Source organism: Rhizobium pantanalense, from assembly GCF_030182525.1.
GTDB lineage: Bacteria > Pseudomonadota > Alphaproteobacteria > Rhizobiales > Rhizobiaceae > Rhizobium.
Window position 1 is genome coordinate 23,730 of the sequence record NZ_JAQJCH010000016.1, and the last position, 23,173, is coordinate 46,902.

The 23,173-nt window shown below is 60.2% G+C and carries 20 protein-coding genes; 8 read left to right on the forward strand and 12 right to left on the reverse strand.

What is annotated here, in order from left to right; all coding sequences use genetic code 11:
• Positions 1-29: 29 nt before the first annotated feature.
• From PH558_RS30340 to PH558_RS30355, 4 genes are all read right to left on the reverse strand, one after another.
• Positions 30-1,007, reverse strand: a complete 978-nt coding sequence (locus PH558_RS30340) for a magnesium transporter CorA family protein (RefSeq protein ID WP_285208101.1) — start codon at positions 1,005-1,007, stop codon at positions 30-32.
• A 414-nt stretch (positions 1,008-1,421) separates the two neighbouring features.
• Positions 1,422-2,582, reverse strand: a complete 1,161-nt coding sequence (gene apbC / locus PH558_RS30345; protein ID WP_285208102.1) for an iron-sulfur cluster carrier protein ApbC — start codon at positions 2,580-2,582, stop codon at positions 1,422-1,424.
• 622 nt (positions 2,583-3,204) lie between these two features.
• A complete protein-coding gene (locus PH558_RS30350) occupies positions 3,205-3,945 on the reverse strand; it encodes a helix-turn-helix transcriptional regulator (protein ID WP_483314210.1) in 741 nt (246 codons plus the stop codon).
• Positions 3,946-4,266: 321 nt separating this feature from the next.
• The gene (locus PH558_RS30355) at positions 4,267-5,082 is read right to left on the reverse strand and encodes an IclR family transcriptional regulator (protein ID WP_095434081.1); all 816 of its coding nucleotides are present in this window, start codon (positions 5,080-5,082) and stop codon (positions 4,267-4,269) included.
• Positions 5,083-5,201: 119 nt separating this feature from the next.
• Between PH558_RS30355 and PH558_RS30360 the strand changes: the two genes are divergently transcribed.
• The 5 genes from PH558_RS30360 (at position 5,202) to PH558_RS30380 (ending at position 9,443) form a co-directional block, all read left to right on the forward strand.
• A complete protein-coding gene (locus PH558_RS30360) occupies positions 5,202-5,972 on the forward strand; it encodes an SDR family NAD(P)-dependent oxidoreductase (RefSeq protein ID WP_095434080.1) in 771 nt (256 codons plus the stop codon).
• Between the two features lie 37 nt (positions 5,973-6,009).
• Positions 6,010-6,942 (forward strand): 2-dehydro-3-deoxygalactonokinase, encoded by a 933-nt coding sequence (locus tag PH558_RS30365; RefSeq protein WP_095434079.1) that lies wholly within the window; start codon positions 6,010-6,012, stop codon positions 6,940-6,942.
• Entirely contained in the window at positions 6,942-7,577 is a 636-nt protein-coding gene (locus tag PH558_RS30370; protein WP_095434078.1) for a 2-dehydro-3-deoxy-6-phosphogalactonate aldolase, read from the forward strand. The genes PH558_RS30365 and PH558_RS30370 overlap by 1 nt, the downstream gene beginning before the upstream one ends.
• A gap of 3 nt (positions 7,578-7,580) precedes the next feature.
• A complete protein-coding gene (locus tag PH558_RS30375) occupies positions 7,581-8,468 on the forward strand; it encodes an SMP-30/gluconolactonase/LRE family protein (protein ID WP_095434077.1) in 888 nt (295 codons plus the stop codon).
• Between the two features lie 354 nt (positions 8,469-8,822).
• Entirely contained in the window at positions 8,823-9,443 is a 621-nt protein-coding gene (locus tag PH558_RS30380) for a PRC-barrel domain-containing protein (protein ID WP_285208104.1), read from the forward strand.
• Between the two features lie 86 nt (positions 9,444-9,529).
• On the opposite strand, the gene PH558_RS30385 is transcribed toward PH558_RS30380, so the two are convergent.
• Positions 9,530-10,885, reverse strand: coding sequence for a putative bifunctional diguanylate cyclase/phosphodiesterase (locus PH558_RS30385; protein ID WP_285208105.1), 1,356 nt, complete (start codon positions 10,883-10,885; stop codon positions 9,530-9,532).
• Positions 10,886-11,013: 128 nt separating this feature from the next.
• A complete protein-coding gene (locus tag PH558_RS30390) occupies positions 11,014-12,747 on the reverse strand; it encodes a response regulator (protein ID WP_483314211.1) in 1,734 nt (577 codons plus the stop codon).
• Between the two features lie 344 nt (positions 12,748-13,091).
• On the opposite strand from PH558_RS30390, the gene mutL reads away from it, so the two are divergent.
• Complete coding sequence (mutL, locus tag PH558_RS30395; RefSeq protein WP_285208106.1) at positions 13,092-14,924, forward strand: DNA mismatch repair endonuclease MutL; 1,833 nt, start codon at positions 13,092-13,094, stop codon at positions 14,922-14,924.
• 146 nt (positions 14,925-15,070) lie between these two features.
• Complete coding sequence (locus PH558_RS30400) at positions 15,071-15,301, forward strand: DUF2093 domain-containing protein (RefSeq protein ID WP_069612411.1); 231 nt, start codon at positions 15,071-15,073, stop codon at positions 15,299-15,301.
• 26 nt (positions 15,302-15,327) lie between these two features.
• On the opposite strand, the gene lpxK is transcribed toward PH558_RS30400, so the two are convergent.
• The 6 genes from lpxK to PH558_RS30430 all read right to left on the reverse strand — a co-directional run bounded on the left by lpxK (position 15,328) and on the right by PH558_RS30430 (position 21,196).
• The gene (lpxK, locus tag PH558_RS30405; protein ID WP_285208107.1) at positions 15,328-16,374 is read right to left on the reverse strand and encodes a tetraacyldisaccharide 4'-kinase; all 1,047 of its coding nucleotides are present in this window, start codon (positions 16,372-16,374) and stop codon (positions 15,328-15,330) included.
• Between the two features lie 84 nt (positions 16,375-16,458).
• Positions 16,459-17,190 carry an HAD family hydrolase gene (locus PH558_RS30410; RefSeq protein WP_285208108.1) on the reverse strand — a complete coding sequence of 244 codons (732 nt, stop codon included), beginning with the start codon at positions 17,188-17,190 and terminating at the stop codon, positions 16,459-16,461.
• Positions 17,191-17,202: 12 nt separating this feature from the next.
• The gene (gene waaA, locus PH558_RS30415) at positions 17,203-18,522 is read right to left on the reverse strand and encodes a lipid IV(A) 3-deoxy-D-manno-octulosonic acid transferase (RefSeq protein ID WP_285208109.1); all 1,320 of its coding nucleotides are present in this window, start codon (positions 18,520-18,522) and stop codon (positions 17,203-17,205) included.
• A gap of 180 nt (positions 18,523-18,702) precedes the next feature.
• Positions 18,703-18,948 (reverse strand): DUF4170 domain-containing protein, encoded by a 246-nt coding sequence (locus tag PH558_RS30420; protein WP_092709484.1) that lies wholly within the window; start codon positions 18,946-18,948, stop codon positions 18,703-18,705.
• Between the two features lie 61 nt (positions 18,949-19,009).
• Positions 19,010-19,816 (reverse strand): 3'(2'),5'-bisphosphate nucleotidase CysQ, encoded by an 807-nt coding sequence (locus PH558_RS30425; RefSeq protein ID WP_285208110.1) that lies wholly within the window; start codon positions 19,814-19,816, stop codon positions 19,010-19,012.
• A 27-nt stretch (positions 19,817-19,843) separates the two neighbouring features.
• A complete protein-coding gene (locus tag PH558_RS30430; protein WP_095434068.1) occupies positions 19,844-21,196 on the reverse strand; it encodes a TldD/PmbA family protein in 1,353 nt (450 codons plus the stop codon).
• Positions 21,197-21,346: 150 nt separating this feature from the next.
• Here PH558_RS30430 and PH558_RS30435 point away from each other — a divergent pair, with 150 nt between their 5' ends.
• A complete protein-coding gene (locus tag PH558_RS30435) occupies positions 21,347-23,167 on the forward strand; it encodes a monovalent cation:proton antiporter-2 (CPA2) family protein (RefSeq protein WP_285208111.1) in 1,821 nt (606 codons plus the stop codon).
• The last annotated feature ends 6 nt before the right edge of the window (positions 23,168-23,173 follow it).

A 23,173-nucleotide genomic window follows, 5' to 3' on the forward strand; every position in this document is an offset into this window, starting at 1 on the left:
TTCGTTAGACATTCAGGATCACTAGACTCTCAGAGCCAGCCTTTCCAGCGAAAAAAGAAAAACGGAACGATGGCGGAAACCACCATCAACAACAACGATGTCGGGTAACCGTAGGCAAAGTGCAGTTCGGGCATATGCTCGAAATTCATGCCATAGACGGACGCCACGAGCGTCGGCGGCAGAAACACCACCGAAGCGATCGAAAAGATCTTGATGATGGCGTTCTGCTCGATATTGATCAGCCCGAGCGATGCATCCAGCAGGAAGGTGATGTTTCCCGCAACGAAAGATGCATGCTCCGACAGTGACTGGACATCCCGCGAGACGTTGCGACACAGTTCCCTGGCCTCGTGGTCCTGCTGCATGGCGGGGATGGTATGAAGAAAGGTCAGCAACCGGGACAGCGAACTCAGGCTGTCACGTACCTTGCTGAGCGTACGGTGATAGCCTGCGATGTCCTTGAGCTTTTCTTCCAGATAGTTCGCCGGGCGGCGGATCTTCTTTACACGATCGCCGAACACGTGCACCGACAATATATCGATACCCGCCACCGTCTGTTCAAGGACCTCGGCGGTACGGTCGACGATGGTTTCGAGAAGCTTGGCAAGAAGCGCGACACCTGTGCGCCGCTCCTGCGGAATGCGCTGCAGCGCTGCGATGAAGAGCGCGAAGGACTTCGGCTGCGCATAGCGGATGGTGACCAGCCGATGTCCCGTCAGTATAAAGGCGACATCGGTGAGCATCGGCAGATTGGTGTCGGCCTTCCACAGCAGCGAGGCCGTGAGAAAGACGGAGCCGTTTTCGACATAGAGGCGGCTCGATGGCTCGATGTCCTTCATGTCCTCGCGGGTCGGCACTTCAAGGCCAAGCAGGCGCTCGATGCTGGCCTCCTCCTCGCGGGACGGCTCGACCATGTCGATCCAGACGGCATTGTCCGGCAGCCGGGATGCAGCTGAAAGATCGGGAAGCTCGAGCGGCTTCTGGTCTGAGCAATAGGCAGTTATCAACTGCTCGCTCCCGCAGCGGCGGAGACGAAGCCGCTATCAAGGCGCCTTGCACGCGCTTGCCGCGATCCCGCCAATGGCCAATGAAAAAAGCTCATAAAACCCCGGTCGTATCCCGCCGGTCCGGCCGGGAATCCGTGTCCATGTTCCATTGCGCTGCTGTACCAATCCTTCGCCCGTCCTGGCCAAGCCGCCTGCTCGGACGAAATAAAACCACCATGCGGCGGAGGGCGGTCATCGGAAATGCTCGACCAGTTCCACACCGGCGGCGCATATGCAGCAAAGCTCGCAAAGAATCAAGTCACAACCTCTTCATCGCGCGATTTCACCGCAGTTTGGCTAAACTTGCGAAGTCATAGCACAGGATGCCAACAAGACAATCCGTCACTATACGGAAAGCCCAGATGTCTTTGTGAATTATTCAAATACGATCGACGGTGCCGCTCGCTGCGGCGTGCTTGCCACTTGCGTCCAGACCTTAGCCGCGATCTCGCGATATATGCCGGCAACCACTCCGTTCGGCTCGGCCGCGACCAGCGGCGTGCCGGCATCCGAAGTCTCGCGGATGCCCATGGTCAGCGGCACTTCCCCGAGGAAAGGCACGCCGATGCGCTCGGCTTCCTTACGAGCGCCACCATGACCGAAAATGTCGTAGCGCGCACCAGTATCCGGGGCGATAAAGTAGCTCATGTTTTCGACGATGCCGAGAACGGGAACCTCGACCTTGCGGAACATGTTTAGTCCCTTGCGCGCATCGATCAACGCCAGATCCTGCGGCGTCGAAACAATGACGGCGCCGGCAAGCGGCACCTGCTGCGCCATGGTGAGCTGCACGTCCCCGGTGCCAGGGGGCATGTCGACCACGAGCACGTCGAGCTCGCCCCAGGCGACTTCGCGCAGCATCTGCAATAGCGCCGATTGCACCATCGGCCCGCGCCAGATCATCGCCGTTTCCTCTTCGACGAGGAAGCCCATCGACATGACCTTGAGGCCATAATTCTCCATGGGATTTATGATGCGCCCATCGATCTGGGTGGGACGTCCGGAAATCTTCAGGAGGCGCGGCATCGAAGGGCCGTAGATATCGGCATCCAGGATGCCGACCTTCAGGCCGTTGGCAAGCAGCCCCAGCGCCAGATTGACCGCCGTCGTCGATTTGCCGACGCCGCCCTTGCCCGAGGCGACCGCGATGATGGCCTTGACGCCCGGAACACCGATCTTGGCGGCGCGGGGCGGCTGTTGCGGCGCGTGCTGATGAGGATGCGAATGGGAATGACCTTGCGGGCCAGCTTGCGCAGGCGCGGGCCGAGGCGTCGGGGCGCCAGCCTTCTTGTCGGCCGTCAGCGCGACCAGGGCGCCCTTGACACCGGGCATATCCTTGACGACCCGCTCGGCGGCAAGACGCATCGGCTCCAGATCCTTGGCGCGCTCGGCGGGTACGGTGATGGAGAAATAGACCTTGCCATCGGAGATGAAGACATCCGACACCATGCCGAGTTCGACGATGTTGTGCTCCAGGTCCGGGCCGCGAACCGTCTTCAACGTTTCCAGCACGTGTTCCTTGGTGATGTCTGCCATTTCATCCTCACTGCAGAATCCTTTTCGGCAGCGCCGCAGGGAGCGCACGCTTTCCGAAATCGTTCTGGCTTAGATAGTAGAGAGGCGGGACTTCGCCAAACGAAATTCGGGACGCCGTCGATAAAATGCGTCTTCGTTGCGGCCGGCAGGTCCGCCGGGTCCATAAAGGACCCTTACCAGCCGCAACGCGCTCCCAATTCGGGAAGACATGATCGCGGGCCGACATAGAACACTCGGCTGAAAGGAATAGGGCAAACGCGCGAAAATCGTCCCACAAGCGCGCCCGAATTTGCTAAGCGTGTTAAATGAGCAACAACCGCCGCCGATCCCCTCGCCGGGAGAAGCTGTGGCGACGGGCATCGGCGACGGTCGTTTGATCCGCGCACGTTTCATCGGCGCTGTTATCAAAGTCCCCTCTGGACCTCTGTCTTTTCATAAGCAGGAAGCGTGCCAGTTTTCAGGAAGTCCGGGAAATTAAGGTATTTCAATTGGTTATTCGCTGGTCCGCCTGAATCGACGTGATCGATCATCGCCGCAGGCTTCATCATATTTTATTCGCAGCGCACAAAATTCATTCACACGCTGCTCGAATCTCGGTCATTGCGTCGAGACGACGACGTCATTATTTGATCAATCCAACGCGCAAAGCCTTGGCGACAGCCTGAGTGCGGTTGACGGTGTCGAGCTTCTTGGTGGCGCGGTTGAGGTAATGATTGACCGTATGTTCGGATAGAGACAGGATTTCGGCGATCTCGGCGCTGGTCTTTCCGGCGGCCGTCCAGTTCAGGCAATCGATCTCCCGGTCGGTCAGGGCATCGACGACGCGAACATCGAGATTGCGGATTTCCGCAAGCCGGTCGTAGACGTGAACTGCTATATAGAAAAGGTCCTTGACTTCCTCCATCGAAAAGAGCTCGCGATCACCAGCCAAACAAACCGCGCCGCGAAGACCGGAGGCATCATGCGTCGGAAAATAGACGAAGCGCGTCATGCGGAACCGTTCGAACAGAGCGACCACGAGCTGCGATTTGCTCTGCTCGCGATTGGGGCTTGTCGCCACCTCATAAAGAAAGGGCAGCGTAGAGCCGCGCAGACGCTGCAGCGCGGGGCTGGTCGACAACAGATTTTCCTGATCGTAGATCGACAGCAGCTCTGCCGGCCAATTGTTGATGACTGAATTGCTCTGCAGGTCCGAGGACGTAATAGGCGGCAGATTGAGCACCATGAAGGCCCGGCAACGATAGGCCTCCGTCAGCCCCTTCATGAAACGGAACACATCGAACTGCGTCTTAAGCCTGCTGATTTCCTCGATAAAGTCCTCGCCACGAGGGGACATGCCCGCCTGTATCAATGCCGCCATCATCAGTCTTCTTTATGTAAAAGAGGAAAAAAATACGAAACTTCCGTCTCTTGTCCCTCACGATTATCGTACGGCAGCCGGTCTCAGCCGCTCGGCAAAATATAAGTTTTCCAAAATCACGACTGCATCAACGCCCGTTACTATTATGTCCGCTTAACACCTCGCCAAATCCTATATGGTTCCAATAATCACTTGCGGATAATGGCAGTTCTTCCGCATATCTCAACAGTAAAATTCAAGATAAACGAGCAATTTCGCTAAGATCAGGCATCAACAGCATTAAATCCGCGAGTTTCCGACAGCTGTCGCGCGAAATTTATGGAGTCAGCGCTTAGGCCCCATGCGGTTGCGCATGTCCGCCATGATCGAATCAGCAGCAGCAACCACCAAAGGCGCCCATGCCTGCAACTTTTCCAGTGTGACGCGATAGGCCGGGCCGGTCACCGAGACGCCGGCCAGCATATGCCCATCGTCGGAACGGATCGGCGCGGCAACGCAGCAAATGCCGCTTTCATGCTCCTCGAGATCGAATGCATAACCCCGCTTCCTGATTTCCGAAACATCGAAAAGCAGCTCCGAGACGTTGCGAAGCGTCTGCTCGGTATAAGGGCGATATTCGAGGCTTGAGATTCTCGCGTCTAGCTCGGCATCGTCGAGCGCGGAGAGCGCCGCCTTGCCGACACCGGTACAATAGGCCGGAGATGCATTGCCGACCTGCGAATACATGCGCACGGATTGGCGACCCTCGACCTTGTCGAGATAGATGACTTCCGTGCCGCGTAGGACGCCGAGATGGACGGTTTCGCCGGTCACCTCTTGCAAGCGATGCAGATGCGGCTCGGCAACGGCGCGAAACTCGTTGCGCGCCCAGCTGCGCGAGGCAAGCGTCAGGAGCCGCAACCCGATCAGATAACGACCATCGCGGTCAATCTCCAGAAGCCCTTCCTCGACAAGGTGCGACAATTGGCGGTGCAATGTGCCGCGTGGCTGATCTGAGAGCGAAAGGATGTCGGTAAAGCGCATCGAGCCATCGGCAAGCGCGACAAGATCGAGCAAGGAGACGAGCTTACCCAGCGTTCCGGTTTCCCGGTCGCGATGCCCTTTATTTTTTCCACCCTCTGAACCCAGATCCACGTTCATTCATTTATCTCTGGCGGAGCCGCACTATCCTTGACACCGTGCAAGGGTAGATCGATAATTCCATATAGTCAAATTATGTTCCAAATAATGGAACTTTCGATTGATCCGGGAGGAGATATTTGGTGGATACCCAGGCGCAATTTCTCGATCTGAAAGATCGCACCGTCCTCGTCACCGGGGGCGGTTCAGGCATCGGCGCGAGCCTTGTGGAGGCCTTTGCCAAGCAGGGCGCAAAGGTTGCCTTCATCGACATCATCGAAGAGTCGAGCAAGGCACTGGCGGCCAAGCTTTCGACGCAATCGGCCCATCCCGTTTCCTTCTATCACGCTGACCTGCGTGATGTCGGCGCGATCAAAAGCGCGGTTGCTGCAGTCGAGTCCGATCTCGGAGCGGTCCGCGTCCTCGTCAACAATGCAGCCTGGGACGACCGGCACGATATCGACACCACGACCGAAGAATACTGGGACAACAATCAGGCAATCAACTTGAAGCAGGTCTTCTTCGTCTCGCAGGCGGCTGCACCCGGCATGCGCGCCGCCGGCGGCGGGGCCATCATCAATTTCTCCTCGATCGTCTTCAAGATGAACCCGCCGCAGCTCGCCTCCTACGCGACAGCGAAGTCCGGTATCATTGGGTTGACCAAGAGCTTTGCCGGACGCTTCGGTCCCGAGAACATCCGCGTCAATGCCGTTCTGCCGGGAATGATCGTCACCAAGCGACAGCTCGACCTCTGGCTGACCGAAGAGGGCATGGCGAAGACGATAGACCGGCAATGCCTGAAGCGCGTGCTGAGCGCCGACGATCTGGTCGGGCCAGTGCTCTTCCTGGCTTCGGACTGCTCCAGTGCCATCACCGGACAAGCCATCACCGTCGACGGCGGTATTTTCTAATCTCAAGAGTTCTGACGTAAGACTTGGAGCATTTCTCATGACGAAACCCGCATATGTCGCGGTGGACTGGGGCACCAGCAGTTTCCGGCTGTGGCTGATCGGCGAAGGCGGCAGCATACTGGCGGAGCGCCGCAGCGGCGAAGGCATGACCACGGCGGCCCAGACCGGCTTTGCCAAGGTCCTGCAATCTCATCTCGACGCCATATCCGCACCGGACGCCCTTCCCGTCATCGTCTGCGGCATGGCCGGAGCGCGCCAGGGCTGGGTGGAAGCCGGATATATCGACACGCCGACCTCGCTTGCCGCCATCCTGACAGGCGCCGTTTCCGTGCCCGGACAATCCCGCGACGTGCGCATCCTGCCGGGTCTCGCACAGCGAAGCCAGCAGGTGCCCGATGTCATGCGCGGCGAGGAAACGCAGCTGCTCGGCGCGATTGCCGCCGATACCAGGGGCGAACAGCTCGTGTGCATGCCGGGAACGCATTCGAAATGGGTGCGCGTGCTGGATGGCCAGGTGACAGGTTTTTCCACCTTCATGACCGGCGAGCTTTTCGACGTCATTACCAGGCACAGCATCCTGTCGCATGCGGTTGCCGGCGCGGCAGACATGCCGGCCGATACGAAGGCATTCGAGGCTGCCCTCAAGACGGCCTTCGACAAGCCAGTCCTCGTCACCAACCTGCTGTTTACGGCCCGCTCCGGCCAGCTCCTGAACGGGCTTACGGCCGCCGGCGCCCAGGCACTGATTTCGGGCACCCTGATCGGTGCGGAAATCGCCGGCGCGCTCGCTTCGGCGGGGCAGAATGCGGCCATCACGCTGGTTGCTTCCGGCCGCCTCCAGGCGCTCTATGAAGACGCCTTCCGCGCCCTCTCCCTCACCTTTAAGACGATCGACGCCGATGCCGCCGTCCGTCGCGGACTGTCCGCTGCGGCCGAAGCGATCTGGTTCAAGAAAGAAAGCAAAAGCTGATGACGACCCGCATCCCCTTCCCGCCCATGAAGCGCCCGCTCATTGCCATTCTTCGCGGCATCAAGCCGGAGGAAACGGCCGATATCGTCGGCACGCTGATCGAGACAGGTTTCACGGCAATCGAAATCCCGCTGAATTCACCGGAACCATTCCGCTCCATCGAGACCGCCGCCAAGATGGCGCCTGCCGATTGCCTGATCGGCGCGGGCACGGTGCTGACGGTGGAAGACGTCGACAGGCTGGATGGCGCCGGCGGCAAGCTCTTGGTGACGCCGAATGTCGAGCCTGCGGTCATCAGCCGCGCCCGCGACAAAGGCATGGTAACGATGCCCGGCGTCTTCACCGCCACGGAAGCGCTTTCGGCTGCGCGGGCCGGCGCCACCGGGCTCAAATTCTTCCCCGCTGGCGTGCTCGGCGCCTCCGGCATCACGGCCATTCGCGCTGTCTTGCCGCCCGAGCTCGTCATTGCGGCGGTCGGCGGCGTTTCGGACAAGAATTTCGCCGATTACACCAAGGCCGGCGTGCTCGCCTTCGGCCTCGGCACCAGCCTTTACAAGCCGGGAATGACGGCTGCAGAGGTTGCCGAACGCGCCAAGGTCACCATTTATGCCTATGATGCAGCCGTAGGAGCCTGATCTATGACCGATATTCATGATTTCCAGGGCAATATTCTCTGCAACACGTCCTCCGTCCTGGGAGAAGGCCCGACCTACGACCCTGATACGGACACTGTCTGGTGGTTCAACATCCTTGGCAAGGAACTGCACGAACTGCACCTGCCGACCGGAAAGAAACAGGTTCACGAGCTGCCGATGATGGCAAGCGTGCTGGCTCGCGTCGATGCGGAGCGGCAGATGATCGCCACCGAGCAGGGACTGTTCCTGCGTGATATCGCAACCGGCGAATTGAGCTTCTATACGGCCATCGAAGCAGACAAGCCTGAAAACCGCTCCAATGACGGACGCACGCATATTTCCGGTTCGCTCTGGATCGGCACCATGGGCAAGCGCGCCGAGATGCAGGCAGGCGCGATCTATCATGTCGCCGGCGGCAAGGTTACGAAGATCTTCGACCAGATCAGCATTCCGAATTCCATCTGCTTCTCGCCCGATGGCACGATCGGCTATTTCACCGATACCCGCGTCAGCCAGCTGATGCGCGTGCTCGTCGACCCCGAGACGGGGCTCCCGACCGGCGAGCCGATCGTGATGGTCGACAGCATGGAAGATCCTGGCGGCCTTGACGGTTCGGTCTGCGACGCGGACGGCTATATATGGAATGCGCGATGGGGCTCCGGCTTCGTCGACAAATACAGCCCGGACGGCCTGCGCATCGAGCGGTATCGCGTGCCCGCAATGCAGCCGTCCTGCCCGGCCTTCATCGGCAAGAACGCGGACCGGCTGGCCGTGACGACTGCCTGGGAAGGCTTGGATGAGGAGGCACGCTCGATGCAGCCGCAGGCGGGTGCCCTTCTGGAACTTGGCCTGACGGTCAAGGGCGTTTTCGACCCTCCATACAAGCTCTGATTGAATGCCGCCTTCAGCCAATCTCGCTGAGGGCGGTATTATTTTGATGGGTCAAGTGAGGCGCAAGACACGTCAGGCCTCGGAAAAAATTGAAATCTGAGTTGGATCGTTTTGCGGTCCTAATAATCTTTCTGGTTGTTTTTTGAACCCGTAGCTATTGATTTTCCGACATATTCCTTTTGCTTCCGAGCTGAGTGAAGCAATTTTCTGCAACTTTTGACGGAACCAAAACCTCCCTGAGCCATTGCTTCTAGGACCGGCACGATAACGGCCGGCAGCACAAAAGTTCCACTCGCGCTGGTAAGCATGCGCGTATGACGAAGCATGCCCATCAGAATGAAAGGTAGGTTCACGATGACTGGGAAACTCTTCACTTCCGTTGCAGCAGGCGCCATCTTTGCTACGGCGTCCGTGCTTTCACCGATGGCTTTTGCCCAAGCGCAACAGCCATCAAATGGTGGCGCTGGCAATAATGCGCCGGTGACGCAAAGCGCGCCGGCAACGCCGGATGCCACCAAACCTGATAGCTCGGCAGCACCGCAAAGCGCCCAGGCTCCTGCCCCCTCGACGGGTGGCCAGGCTGGCTATCTGACCACGCAGTCCGCCGATCAGATTAGCGCCAAGACCTATATGGGCCAGTCGGTCTATAATGGTCAGAACGAAAGTATCGGCAGCATCAACGACCTGATCCTGCAGAAGCAGGGTGGCGTCGTCGCTGCAGTCGTCGGCGTCGGCGGTTTCCTTGGCATGGGCCAGAAAAACGTCGCCGTTCCGTTCGATAAGATCAGCGCGACCCAGAACCCGCAGGACGGGACGGTGAAACTGACGACGACTGAAACGGCCGATTCCCTGAAGGCTGCCCCAGAGTTCAAGACCCTGTCGATGCAGGCTTCCGAAAAGGCGGCTCAATCGTCCGGCACGTCGACAATGCCGGCCACTGACAATACTACGACTTCGTCGACCACCAACAAGTAACTATCGACAAAGGTTGGACGAAATACAGAAGCGGCGGCCTTCTCGGCCGCCGCTTTCTTGACCATTCTTCACCTTGCTTTTTAGGCTTAGGCAATTTCGCGTTCGTGGCTGAGATCGAAATAATGGGTCTGCAGGTAGCGAAGCGTCGCAGCGCTATCGACCGGCTTTCCAAAATAATAGCCCTGCCCCATAGCACAGCCCAGTGCCTTCAGCTTCGCCGCTTCAGCATGGTCCTCGATACCTTCCGCGACCACACGCAGTTCAAGCCCTTCGCACATGGCAAGAACAGCCTTGATGATATGTTCGGAGGCCCTGTCCGAATTCATGCGCGAGACGAAGGCCCGATCGATCTTCACCTTGTCGAAGATGAATTCGCGCAAGCGCCCGAGGCTGGACTGACCGGTGCCGAAATCATCGAGAGAGATGCGCACGCCGACAGCTCGAAGATCGGCGATGATGCGATGGGCCGTATCGGCCGAGCTCATGACCGCCGTTTCCGTGATTTCGAGTTCGAGGCGGTGCGGGTCCAGACCGGCGCGCGTCAGGATGGCGAGAACGCTGCTGCTGGTGCCAGGATCCATCAGCTGCGCAGAGGAGAGATTGAAGGACAGAAACAGTTCGCGCGGCCACGAGAGCGCCGCCTCCGCCGCCTTTCGCAGCAGCGTTTCGGATAGCGCATCGATAAAGCCTCGTTCCTCGGCAAGCGGCACGAAGACCGCCGGTGAGACAAAGCCTAGATCCGGATCGTTCCAGCGCGCGAGGGCCTCGAAACCGAGAACCATATTGTTGGCAAGCGAGACGATCGGCTGGAAGTGTACGTCGATGGCATCGGAAATGATGGCGTTGCGCAGCGCCTGCTCCAGCTGCGTCGCACGCTTCATCTCCTGCGCAATCTCTCTGGAATAGACGGTAATCTGGCCGCGGCCGCGACGCTTGGAGCGATAGAGCGCCGTATCCGCATTTTTCAGGAGATCGTCGAACTCTTCTCCGGCGAAAGGATGAATGGCAAAGCCGAAGGATGCGGAAAGGCGGACATTGCGATCGCCGAGATCATAGGGCGCCGACAGCACTTCGCGGATCATCTGCCCGAATTTCTCGGCGCCGACGCGTTCGAAGACAAGCGGCAGCACAAAGGCGAATTCATCGCCGTCATGACGCGTCACCAGTGCGCCGTCGGGTATGCAGGCCTTGAGACGATGAGCAACCTGGCAGAGGATCTCATCGCCCGCCTCGACGCCGAACAGGTCGTTGATCGGCTTGAAGGCATCGAGATTGACGATGCCGATCGTAAAGGGTGCGGGATCGCCGGCGCGCTCAAGCGAAAGCGCGCGCGCACGCTCGCGCATGCGATGGCGATTGCCCAACCCGGTGAGCGGATCGGTATAAGCGATTGCCTGCGGCTCCTGATTGGCTGGCCCCGGCAGCATCTCAATCGATTTCATATTTGGTTCCGGCCTTTTCTCCACCCGGGGGAAAAGCATGCCGAGGAAGTCTTAACAAAGGATGCCAAGGACGACAGTCATTCGGCGTCAGCGATAAGTTGCCGTCGGTGGTGATATCATTGTAACATTTATCTATTTTGCGCCTTAAGGGCGCCGCGCATATGCTTCTGAAATACCGTCTCGATGATATCGGGACTAACCGGTTTCAGGATGACGTCGTCCATGCCGACATCAGCGCATTCCTTGCGGTCCCGCTCGAAAGCCTGGGTCAGGACGCCGATGATTGGGGTATGGGTGCCGCTGCCCTTTTCCGCACCGCGGATCAGCCGGGTAGACTCAAAACCGTTAAGCCCCGGCAGCGAAATATCCATCAGGATCAGTTCCGGACGATGCTCCTGCCACAGGCGCACCGCCTCGTCACCGCTTGCGGCGATCACATAGCTGTATCCCAAGCCCTCAAGGATCTGCGAGAAGACGATCTGGTTGATATCATTGTCTTCAGCGACCAGGATCTGCGCACGGCGCTCCTCGCCGGTCGCACGCCGCCATTCGGGCGCAAGCCCCGGCTCCGTGCTCTTTCCAGGCTCGCCACGGATGTTGCGATTGAAATGGCGCGCGATCAGGAAGGCAAGCTCGGTTGCCAGCTGCGATCCGTTCAGCGACAACGCGGCTAGGTTCTGCCGCTCGGCCAGCTCAATCCCGCGCTTGCCGAGCTGATTGTCGACGATGACAAGATCGATCTTGACGCCATGCGCGCTTGCCACGTCCAGAAACGCCGCTTCTTCGTTCTCGTTGTGAACGACGCAGGCTTCGAAGCCGTATTTCTCGAGCGTCTTCAGAGCCGCCGCTTCGGCAGCGAAATCCGGCGTGACCACCAGTACCTTGCGGCCGCTGAAATTCTCCGGAACGAAGGTCTCCATCGCCGCCGGACGGCGCGAAATGGTCTGCAGCGCGACCATCGGAACGTAGGCGCGGCGATAGGAGCGATCACTGTTTTCCCGAATGCTCGACGCCATCGCAAACTCGTCGAAGTCGCCGCCATCTTTGGGCAGGTCCTGCATGGTGCAGACCAGAAAATGGCGGCCCGGCTTGCCGATCCGCTGCTTGCGGGTGACGATGTCGCGCTCGACGCCGTCGCGGGCGATCTGGCGCTGCCGCGAGATCGACATTTCGCCGGTCTCGATCACATGCCGGTCGCTCTCATGGAAACGGTTGGCGAGATCGGTGGAGAAAATATCGATGCTCTTGCGGCCGCGCACTTCGTCCGCTGCCGTCTGGTATTTCTCGCAGAACGCCCTGTTGACCGCGACGTAGACTAGGTTCTGGTCCTTGACGAAAACCGGAAAGGGCAAGTTGTCGAGGATATCCTCGGTTAGCTGCACACGCTCCATATCGATGCGCCATTGCTCTTCGCGTTTCCTGACTTCGGAAACATCGGAAATGATGCAGAAACCGATGCCCGAGGATAGTCGTCGGTTAAGGATGCGCACCCAGCGGTCGTCGGTGAAATGCTCAGTCGTCTCGTAGCGTTCGCGCCAATGGGTGGCTATGCGCTGCGATATCCAATCGTCGCGATTGGCGGCCGTTTTGGTCTGGTGGCGCTGATAGCGTACGCCCGTGTCGAAGACGGCGCTCAGAAAATCCCGCAGTCGCGTGGAGGGTTGCAGGAATTCCGGTTCAATCGGGAAGAAGTTCAGAACCTGCCGGCTGGCAAACAGCAAGAGGTCGTTCTTATCGTAGGCGAAAAAGGCGCTGGAAAGACCATCGCAAAAGGCATCGAAGAACATCGTCTGCAGACTGCCGCCGAAAGGGGCATCAGCCGTCATCATTGCCAAAGCTGCCTTTTCAATCTCGGCAGTCATTCGTCGGATTCCTACACTCAGCCAGTTTCACAACACGGCAAATCGACAAAGCGGCATTCGCTCTGCAAGGCGGTTTCATGGAAGTTGCATGCTGGCCTTGGCACTTGAAGCAGATGGCACCTGGCTCATTTTGACTGATGGCCACCAACCTGCCATCAAGAGCCGTCAGCATGCACGAAACGCGCCACCTACGGTCATTTCAAGTTCTGTCTCCGCAACCTGTCATCATTCCCTTAAACATTGATTAAATTTCTTAACAAAGCCCCCAAGGTAAACGGGTGGATCGAGGCCGCAAAGTCGCCTTCCCTCTTCCCTCGCCGCCGCGAATCCACGAGAATGCAGCCATGGCCATCAAGCAACTTTCCGAGACCCTGATCAACCAGATCGCAGCCGGCGAAGTCATCGAACGCCCGGCGAGCGCCGCCAAGGAACTGATCGAAAACGCGCTCGATGCCGGTGCGACCCGCATCGAGATCGCGACCGCTGGCGGCGGCAAGACACTGCTGAGGGTGACCGACAACGGTTCCGGCATGGAAGAGGCGGATCTGGAGCTCGCAGTTCGCCGCCACTGCACCTCGAAGATTTCCGACACGCTGGAGGATATCCGCACCCTCGGCTTCCGCGGCGAGGCCCTGCCCTCCATCGGCTCAGTGGCGAAGCTTTCGATCGCAAGCCGCAGAGTGGGTGCGGCCGGTGGCGCCGAGATCGCGGTCGCCGGCGGCAAGGTTCTGCATCTGCGCCCAGCGGCCGCCAATCCGGGCACGATCGTCGAGGTGCGCGACCTGTTCTTTGCGACGCCGGCGCGGCTGAAATTCCTGAAGACCGAAAAGGCGGAGGCGGCCGCGATCACCGAGGTCGTCAAGCGCATGGCGATTGCCTTTCCGCGCGTGCGCTTCGTGCTATCAGGCACTGACCGCTCGACGCTGGAATTTCCCGCGACCGGCGATGATCATCTCGCCCGCATGGCACAGATTCTGGGTGCCGATTTCAAGGACAACGCCATCGCGCTCGATGCGGTGCGAGAGGATGTAAGCCTTACCGGTTTTGCCGGGGTGCCGACCTTCAACCGCGGCAACTCCGCGCATCAATATGCCTTCGTCAATGGCCGACCGGTGCAGGACAAGCTGATCCTCTCGGCGATCCGCGGCGCCTATGCGGAGACCATTCCCTCCGGCCGTTATCCTGTCGCCGTCCTTTCCTTGACGCTCGACCCCGCGCTGGTCGACGTCAACGTGCATCCGGCGAAATCCGATGTGCGTTTCCGCGATCCCGGTCTCGTACGCGGCCTGATCGTCGGCGCCGTCCGCGAAGCTCTGGCGCGCGAGGGCGACCGCGCGGCTACGACCGGCGCAGACGGTATGCTGCGGGCGTTTACCGCCGGTCGTTCCGGCTTTCAGCCGGGTTGGCGACCATCGCCGGCGCCAACCCCTTGGACGGCCGAAGCGTCGCCATCCCGTCCCTACGAAAGAGCGGCGGCAACGGCACGCTACGGATTTGCCGAAAAACCGCAGACCGCCTTCGAGGGGCTTGCCATGCCCACCGCTCGCGCCGAAGTGGCGCCCCCGGTGGAACCAGTACGAGCCGAGGAGCCGGCACGCTTTCCGCTGGGCGCTGCCCGCGCCCAGCTGCACGAGAACTATATCGTCGCCCAGACAGAGAACGGGCTTGTCATCGTCGATCAGCACGCGGCGCATGAGCGGCTGGTGTTCGAGGCCATGCGCAAGGCCCTGCATTCGAAGCGGCTGTCCTCGCAGGTCCTGCTCATTCCCGAAATCGTCGATCTGCCCGAGGAGGATTGCGACCGGCTGATGGTGTTTGCCGAGGAACTCGGCGAACTGGGGCTCGCCATCGAACGCTTCGGTCCCGGCGCAGTTGCCGTAAGGGAAACGCCGGCCATGCTTGGCGAGGTCGACGCACAGGGTCTCGTCCGGCAGTTGGCCGATGAGATCGCCGAATGGGATACCGCCTCTGGCCTTGCCGCCAAGCTGGAATATGTCGCGGCAACCATGGCCTGCCACGGCTCCGTGCGCTCAGGCCGACGCCTGCGCCCGGAAGAGATGAATGCGCTTTTGCGCCAGATGGAAGCCACGCCCGGCTCCGGACAGTGCAATCATGGCAGGCCGACCTATATAGAATTGAAGCTCACAGACATCGAACGACTGTTCGGGCGCAGCTAACCTCAGCCGTTTCCAAAAGGAACTTTTCCGGGCAATAATAGTCAGGAAAGTCTCGCCTGCCGCAGCGATCTTTACGGGTCATATTTGACGCGCGGCGCTGCAGTGCGGTATGGCAAATAGATGACAGAGATCAAGGACGGCATCAGATGAATCTTTTCGAAGGACATGGAAACCGCGAGGCGAAAGTTCGCTATCTCGACGGCGATTTTCAGATCCTGATGCCGGGCTCCTACGTCGTCTGCGCCATGACCGGCAAACACATCGCGCTCGATGAGCTGCGCTATTGGAGCGTTGCCCGGCAAGAGCCTTATGCCGATGTCATCACCTCGCTCGAAGCCGAAAAGCGCGCCGGCGCGCTGCCCAATCAGAAGCGCTGATTTCCCGCTGGGCAGCTGATCTAGTTTTAAGCCGGTTTGCCGCGCTTTTCCCGCAAGCGACGCTCTCTGGCGGCTGCAACAGCCCTGTCGATAATCAGGGCCGGAGCCTGCGGATCGTCAAAGATCATATCGATCTCGATTACCCTGCAGCGCCGCAAGAGTTCATCGGCCCGGCCATGATGGCCGATCAAGCGCACGTAGTCCTTCGAGGTGGTGACGATCTCGAGCCCTTCGCGCGAGGCGATGTCGAGCATGTCGGAGACGTCGTCTTCGCCAGGATGTTCGTGATCGCCGAAGCTGCGCCGGACGGCGATCTCAGCCCCCAGCGTCTCGACCGTGCGAAAGAACTTGGCCGGATCGGCGATGCCGGCGAAGGCCAGCACCTTGCGGCCGCGCAAATCCTCCTGCCCACGCACTCTGACGCTTGCAGAAAAGAAGGGCTTCCCCGCCCTTGCCGCAAGACGCACGACGCGATCGGCGGCAGTGCCCTCGCCGACTTTCAGCAGGCCGGACGCATAGAGGAGCTGCGTGCGCAGCGGCGCACGCACCGGACCACCGGGAACCAGATGACCGTTGCCGATGCCTCTGCCGGCATCGACCACCACAAGGGCATAGTCGATCGCAATCTGCGCGCTCTGGAAACCGTCATCCATGATGATGAGATCTGCTCCCTCGCGCACCAGCCTTTCCGCACCATCGGCGCGGCGGCGGGCAATGACGGTCAGCGCCTCGCGGGCAAGCAGCAGCGGTTCGTCGCCGACGGCCGTGGCGTGGTGATGCGAGGGATCTACGACCGTCGTGACATCGAGCGATCCACCATATCCCCGGCTCAGGAACCCCGGCTTCAACCCCTTGGCTTTGGCAGCCTGAGCGAGCGCAAGCGCCGTCGGCGTCTTGCCGGCGCCGCCGACCGTGAAATTGCCGACGCAGATAACAGGCACCGGCACGGAAGCCCGTTTGCCATTCACCATGCGATGCCCGGCGATACGGCCGTATAGGAACGAAAAGGGTGAGAGCCCCCAGGCACGCCAATCCGGCTTTCGCCACCAGAAGGGTGGGGCTTCCGATACCATGCGTCTAATCCAGCCCTATTCCTGTGCCTGCAACAAAGCGGCAAGAAAGGCCAGATTGCGTGAAAAAGCAAGCCATTGCCAGGATCAGGCTGATTGCGCCACGGGCATGAGCAGGCCTTCCAGCTCGGTAATGTCGTTGAGGCAATAGTCGGAGGCCGCCGTCAGCGTCTCGCGCGAGCCGGTGCCCGTCAGCACCCCTACGGTCACGCCAACACCGGCGTTGCGGCCCATATGGAGATCGTGATTGTTGTCGCCGACGACGGCGACCTGTGCGGGCGAAAGACCAGTCGCCGCGTAAAAGCCGAGCACCATGCCCGGCTCTGGCTTCGTGCCGAAGCCGCTGTCATAGCCGGCGATATAATCGAGATAATCGATGAAGCCGAAGCGGCGTGCCGTCTGGCGGATGGAGCGCTCATTGTCGCTGGAGGCAACACCCAGCTTGTAGCCACGCTGATGCAGGCGCCGAAAGAAGGCCGAAAGATCGGTGACAGGCGAGGAGAAATCGGCCGCATGCGCAAAAAGCGCATCGAGTTTTTCCACCAGTTCCGCGACACCCACTTTCGAGCCGGCAGCCACCAGTCCTTCGGAAATCTGCCGGGTGTTGCCGGCAGCGAGCAAGCTGTCCGGGACTATGTGGCCGGTGATCGGATCCATGCCGCAGGCGGAGAGAAGATGATCGGCAAGGATAGGATCGTCTTGAGCGGCGATCCTGGCAAGCTCGCGATTGACCGGCAGCCAGCTCTGGTCATAGTCGAGCAACGTGCCGTCCTTGTCGAAAAGAATGCCCGCAATCGCTCCCAGCTTGGCCGCCGTCATGCCCTTCCCTTCTTATCCGTTCGCTATCGTCTTCGGCATCAGCCGCGCCTTGACCGAAAGCGGATTGATATAGGGCTCCAGCCCTTTCACCGTTGCTGCCAGTGCACCACGCATTTCATGCACGGCAGCAAAGCCGGCGTCGATCATGCTGCGTCGTGCCGTGTCGTTGGTGAGCAAATAATGGACGCCCCGCGCCAGCATCTCGGTGTCCCGCACCATGCGGGCGCTGCCACGCCGGGCGAGCAGCTGATAGGAATCGCGGAAATTCTGGACATGACCGCCGGTCAGGATCGCGCAACCGAGCATGGCCGGCTCAAGCGGATTCTGGCCGCCCTCGTTGAACAGCGACTTGCCCATGAAGGCAACTTCGGTCATCCGCAGATAAAGCCCCATCTCGCCGATGGTATCGCCGAGAAAGACATCGACATCAGGTGAAAGAATATCGTTGCGAGTGCGGCGCGCCACTTTGAGACCCTGTTCCGCGAGCATGGCCTCAATCGCGTCGCTGCGCTCGGGATGGCGGGGCACGATGATGGTGAGCTGGCCGTTATGCTCCTTCAGCATCGAATGGACGGAGGCTGCAGCACCCTCCTCGCCCTCGAAAGTGGAGACCGCGGCCCAGGTCTTGCGGTCGCCGATCTGCTTCATGTAGCTGGCAAGCGTCGGCGCGTCATAGGACGGCGCGTCCGTATCCACCTTGAGATTGCCCGATTTCAGAACCTGCAAAGCGCCGAGATCGCGGAAGCGTTCGGCGTCGAGGTCAGACTGGGCCACGACAAGCGCCAGATTTTCAAACAACGCCTCGGCAAGCGAGAGATGCCGGCTCCAGCGTTCAAAGGATCGATCCGACATGCGGGCATTGACGAGGATCTGCGGGATTCGCTTGCGGCCAAGCTCCATGATCGTCGTCGGCCAGATCTCGGATTCGGCAAAAATGGCGCAATCGGGCTGCCAGTAGTCGAGGAAGCGCTTGATGGCGGGCTTGAGATCGAGCGGCACGTATTGATGGATGACCTCGTCGCCGAGACGTTGCTGCGCAACCTTGGCCGAGGTCATCGTGCCCGTCGTCAGGATGACGTGTATGTCGCGGCGACGGATCTCGCGGATCAACGGAATGACGGCCGAGGTTTCCCCCACGCTCGCGGCATGGAACCAGATTAACGGCCCCTGCGGACGGTTGGCGCTCGCATAACCCGAGCGCTCCAGCCTGCGGGAGCTATCTTCCTTGCCCTTGGCTGCGCGGACCGCGAGATAAGGCCCGATGAACGGATAGACGGCGATTCCACCAAAGCGATAGGCGCTCAAGGCAAGACGCGCCCTGAGGCTACTCATTTCGTTCGCCTCCTATCCCAGCTGATCACCATCAATGCCAAATCCCGATTGTCAACCGGCCGAATAAACAGCCGAATTTTCGTTCTTATTGTGTCAAAGATACTGCTTCATGACCGGATTTAAAGCGACGGGGCTGTACCGGATAGAGATATCAAATGCAAAATTTGGTGCGAGGCGATCTTAGGATGCCGCTTTTTCCTGCGGATCGAGCAAGCGATGCAGATGGACGATGAAATAACGCATATGCGCGTTGTCAACGGTCTGCTGCGCCTTGGACTTCCACGCTGTCAACGCGCTTGCATAATCGGGATACATGCCGACGATATCGAGCTCATTGAGGTTGCGGAACTGGACCTCTTCGAGGCTTTCCAATTCACCGCCGAAGACAAGGTGCAGGAGCTGCTTTTTGCCGCTGGTATCAGTCATTTTCGTCTCTTTCTGCTATCGTCCCCCTCCGCCCTTCATCTGCGGGATTTTGACCGAAAGGTCAACCGTCTCGTCGATGTGAAAGCTGGCGGAGAAACTCAGGTAATTGCGATGCCGATGCACCGCAAAGCTCTTCATGCGATACTTCGGCGCGGTTGTAGCTGAGGGTATTGCCCGAAAGGTCCACAAGCGCGCCCCCGGCCCGTTCCAGAATGAGATCGGCGGCGGCGAGATCCCAGTCATGCGAGTTGCGCTTGACGATCGTTCCCTCCAGCCTGCCGTCCGCCACCATGGCGAGGCGATAGGCGAGCGACGGCACGTGCTTCACTCGCTCGACCATCTTGCGGAAATCCGGATCGACGCCCTTCAGCATATCCTCGCCGGTCGCCAGCCGATGGATGTCATCACCGACTCTCCGAGACACGCGGATCGGCTTGCCGTTCTTCAGGGCCTCACCGTCGGCCGTCGCCACGAAGAGCTCGTCCAGTGCCGGCGCATAGAGAACGCCCGCCACGGGCCGCCCATCGGTGACGACAGCGACGCTGACGCACCAAAGATCGAGGCCGGAGAGAAAGCCCCTTGTGCCATCGATCGGATCGACGACGAAGACGGTCGCGTGCTTCAGCCGCTCGGCATCGTCATCGGTTTCCTCGGAAAGCCAGCCATAGTCCGGACGCGCCGAGCGCAACGTGGCGGCAAGGCTTTCGTTGGCGGCAAAATCGGCGGCACTGACAGGGGACTGGCCGTTGTTCTTCCACCAGACCTCCGGCGATTGCCGGAAGAAACCGAGAGCGATCTTGCCCGCCTCGAGCGCGGCACCCACGATCAGGTCCACGTCGCTCAATTGGCCGGCCTTGCTATCGATCATTGACTAATTCCAATCTCCGCTCGTTTCTCAGCGGCCCGCCAGCGTCAAGCCCTCAATGGCAAGCGTCGGAGCAGCGATACCGAAATCGCGGTCGATGTCGTTTGCCGGCGTCACACGCATGAACATGTCCTTCAGGTTGGAAGCGATCGTCACCTCCGAAACCGCGAAGGTCAATTCGCCATTCTCGATCCAGAAACCGGTGGCGCCACGGCTGTATTCGCCTGTTATCATGTTGACACCCTGGCCGATCAGCTCGGTGACATAGAAACCGGTTCCGACATTGCGGATCAGTTCCTCGGGTGAAATATCGCCGGGCTCCAGTGCCAAGTTGGTGGAGGCTGGCGATACGGAGGTGCCGCCGCGCACGCCGCGGCCGTTGGTCTTCAGGCCGCCACCGATTTCCCGCGCCGTCGCTGTTGAGAGGAACCAGGACTTCAGCACGCCGTCCTCGATCATGACGAGCCGCTTGCCGGACACACCTTCGCCGTCGAAGGGGCGCGAGGACGGACCGCGCACGATCAGCGGATCGTCCGTGATCGAGAGGCCTGATTTCAGCACCTGCTGCCCCATCTTGTCGCGCAGGAAACTGGTCTTGCGGGCGACGGAAGCGCCGTTGATGGCGCCGGCAATATGGCCGACGAAGCCGCGGGCGACGCGCGGATCGAAAACGACGGTGACGTTCTTGCCCGTCGGGACCTGACGCGGATTGAGCCGTTTGACGACTCGTTCGCCGGCGCGGCGGCCGATCTCCTCGGCCGCATCAAGATCGGTGAAATAGAGGCGGCTGTCGAAATCATAGTCGCGCTCCATGCCGGTGCCTTCACCAGCAATGACGCTGACGGAGCGCCCGAAGCGCGAGCCCATATAGTGGCCGGCAAAACCATGCGAGGTGACGAGCACGAGGCCGCCCATACCAGCCGAGGCGCCAGCCCCGGAAGAATTGGTGACGCCCGGAACAGCGAGCGCCGCGGCTTCGGTCGCAAGCGCAGCTTCGCGCAGTTGCTCCGTGGAAACTTCGGTCGGATCGAACAGTTCGAGATCCGGGTAGCTCTTGGCAAGATCGGCATCGTCAGCAAGGCAGGCGAAGGGGTCTTCCGGCGAAACCTTGGCCATTGCGACTGCGCGCTCGGCAAGCGCATTCAGATCGAAGCCTGGATTGGCGGAAACGTTGGCAACACGGTTGCCGACAAACACCCGCAAGGAAAAGTCATCGCTCTCGGAGGATTCCGTACCTTCGACCTTGCCGAGGCGGACGCTGACGGAATGGGCTCTCGACCGCACAACAACGGCATCGGCCGCTTCCGCACCGGCTTTCCGGGCGAGGTCGATCAGCTGGCTGGCACGGGAAAGCAGAGTGGCGGAATCGATTTCAGAGGTCATGACTTGGCCTTTCCTTCGCGTTCCATTTATTGTGCACTACATAAAGCATCAAGGGCGGCAAAGCCGATTCTTGTTCTAATCCCTTCACGCATGGTTGTTTATCATGACCAAGCGCCGCAACACCGCCTGCCCCACGGAAAGAAACAGACGATGTCCGCCCCCAATACGCTTTTCACCGAAACCCTGCTGCTGCTCGGCGGCGCCGTCGTCACGGCGCCGATCTTCAAGAAACTAGGGCTTGGCACGGTGCTCGGCTATCTCGCCGCAGGCGTTGTGATCGGGCCTATTCTCCACAGCATCAGCGACAGCGAGGCCGTGCTCGCCGTCGCCGAACTCGGCGTCGTCTTCCTGCTCTTCATCATCGGGCTGGAACTGAAGCCGTCCCGCCTCTGGCAGATGCGCCGGGATATTTTCGGCCTCGGCACGGCGCAGGTTGTTCTCAGCGGACTTGCATTGATGGTGGCCGCCTATGTCGGCGGCATTGCCGGCTGGAAGGGCAGCATCATCATCGGCTTCGGCCTGGCGCTTTCCTCGACCGCCTTCGCGATGCAGATCCTCGAACAGCAGGGTGACGTCAATACGAAATACGGCCAGCGCTCCTTCTCGATGCTGCTGCTGCAGGATCTTGCCATCGTGCCGCTGCTGGCGCTGATCACCGTGCTCGACGGCGCGCAGGAAACCGCCAATCCCCTGCCGAGTCTCGCCATTGCCATCGGCGCGGTCGCGGCGATGATCATCGCCGGCCGCTACCTATTGACGCCGCTATTCCAGGTGATCGCTCGCACCGGCGCACGCGAGGCGATGATTGCCGCAGCCCTGTTCGTGGTCATGGGATCGGCAACGCTGATGCAGCTTGCCGGCCTTTCGATGGCGATGGGTGCCTTTCTCTCCGGCGTGATGCTGGCGGAATCCTCCTATCGGCATGAGCTGGAAGCGGATATCGAACCCTTCCGCGGCGTGCTGCTCGCCATTTTCTTCATCGCCGTCGGCCTGTCGCTGAAACTCGACGTCATCCTCGACAACTGGGTGATGATCGTGCTCGCTGTCCCGGTGATGATGGTCATCAAGGCGGTCGTAATCTATGCGCTCTGCCGCATAGCAGGCTCGCCGCATAATGATGCTGTCCGTATCGCCGGACTGCTGCCGCAAGGCGGCGAATTCGGCTTCGTGCTCTTCAGCGCGGCCAGCGCCAGCGGCAATCTTTTCTCGGCGAACACGGCATCGATGCTGATCGCCATCGTGACGCTATCGATGGCGCTGACACCGCTCAGTTCCGCGCTGGCGAAACGGCTGGTGAAGGGCGATACGCGGGAAGAGCTGGACGAGGATTTCGAGGGCGCCGGTTCCGATGTGCTGATGATCGGCTTTTCGCGTTTCGGCCAGATCGCCGCACAGATCCTGCTTGCCGGCGGCCGCGATGTCACTGTCATCGATTTCTCCGCCGATCGCATCCGCCAGGCATCGAGCTTCGGTTTCCGCATCTATTTCGGCGACGGCACCCGCAAGGACGTGCTGCGCTCTGCTGGTATCGATCGCGCCAAGATCGTCGTCGTCAGCACGCATCTGCGCGAGGTGACGGACAAGATCGTCGAACTCGTGCAGACGGATTATCCGCATGCGCGCCTTTTCGTCCGCTCTTATGATCGTATTCACTCGATCGAACTGCGTCACAAGGGCGTGGATTATGAGCTGCGCGAGACGCTGGAATCCGGCCTGCTCTTCGGCCGCCGCACCCTGGAAGCACTTGGCGTCAGCGAAGCCGAGGCCTATGAAATCGGCGAGGATATCCGCAAGCGCGACGAGCAAAGGCTCGTACTGCAGGTGAGCGAAGGCCTGCAGGCCGGGACAGACATGCTCTATTCGCGCCCGGTCAAGCCAGAACCGCTGGTCAAGCCGAAGCGTGCCGCCGAGAGCTACAGCGACGCAGACGATCTCGTCGCTCTGCCGCAGGAGGAGCCGGAGCGGGCTTAGTCGCTT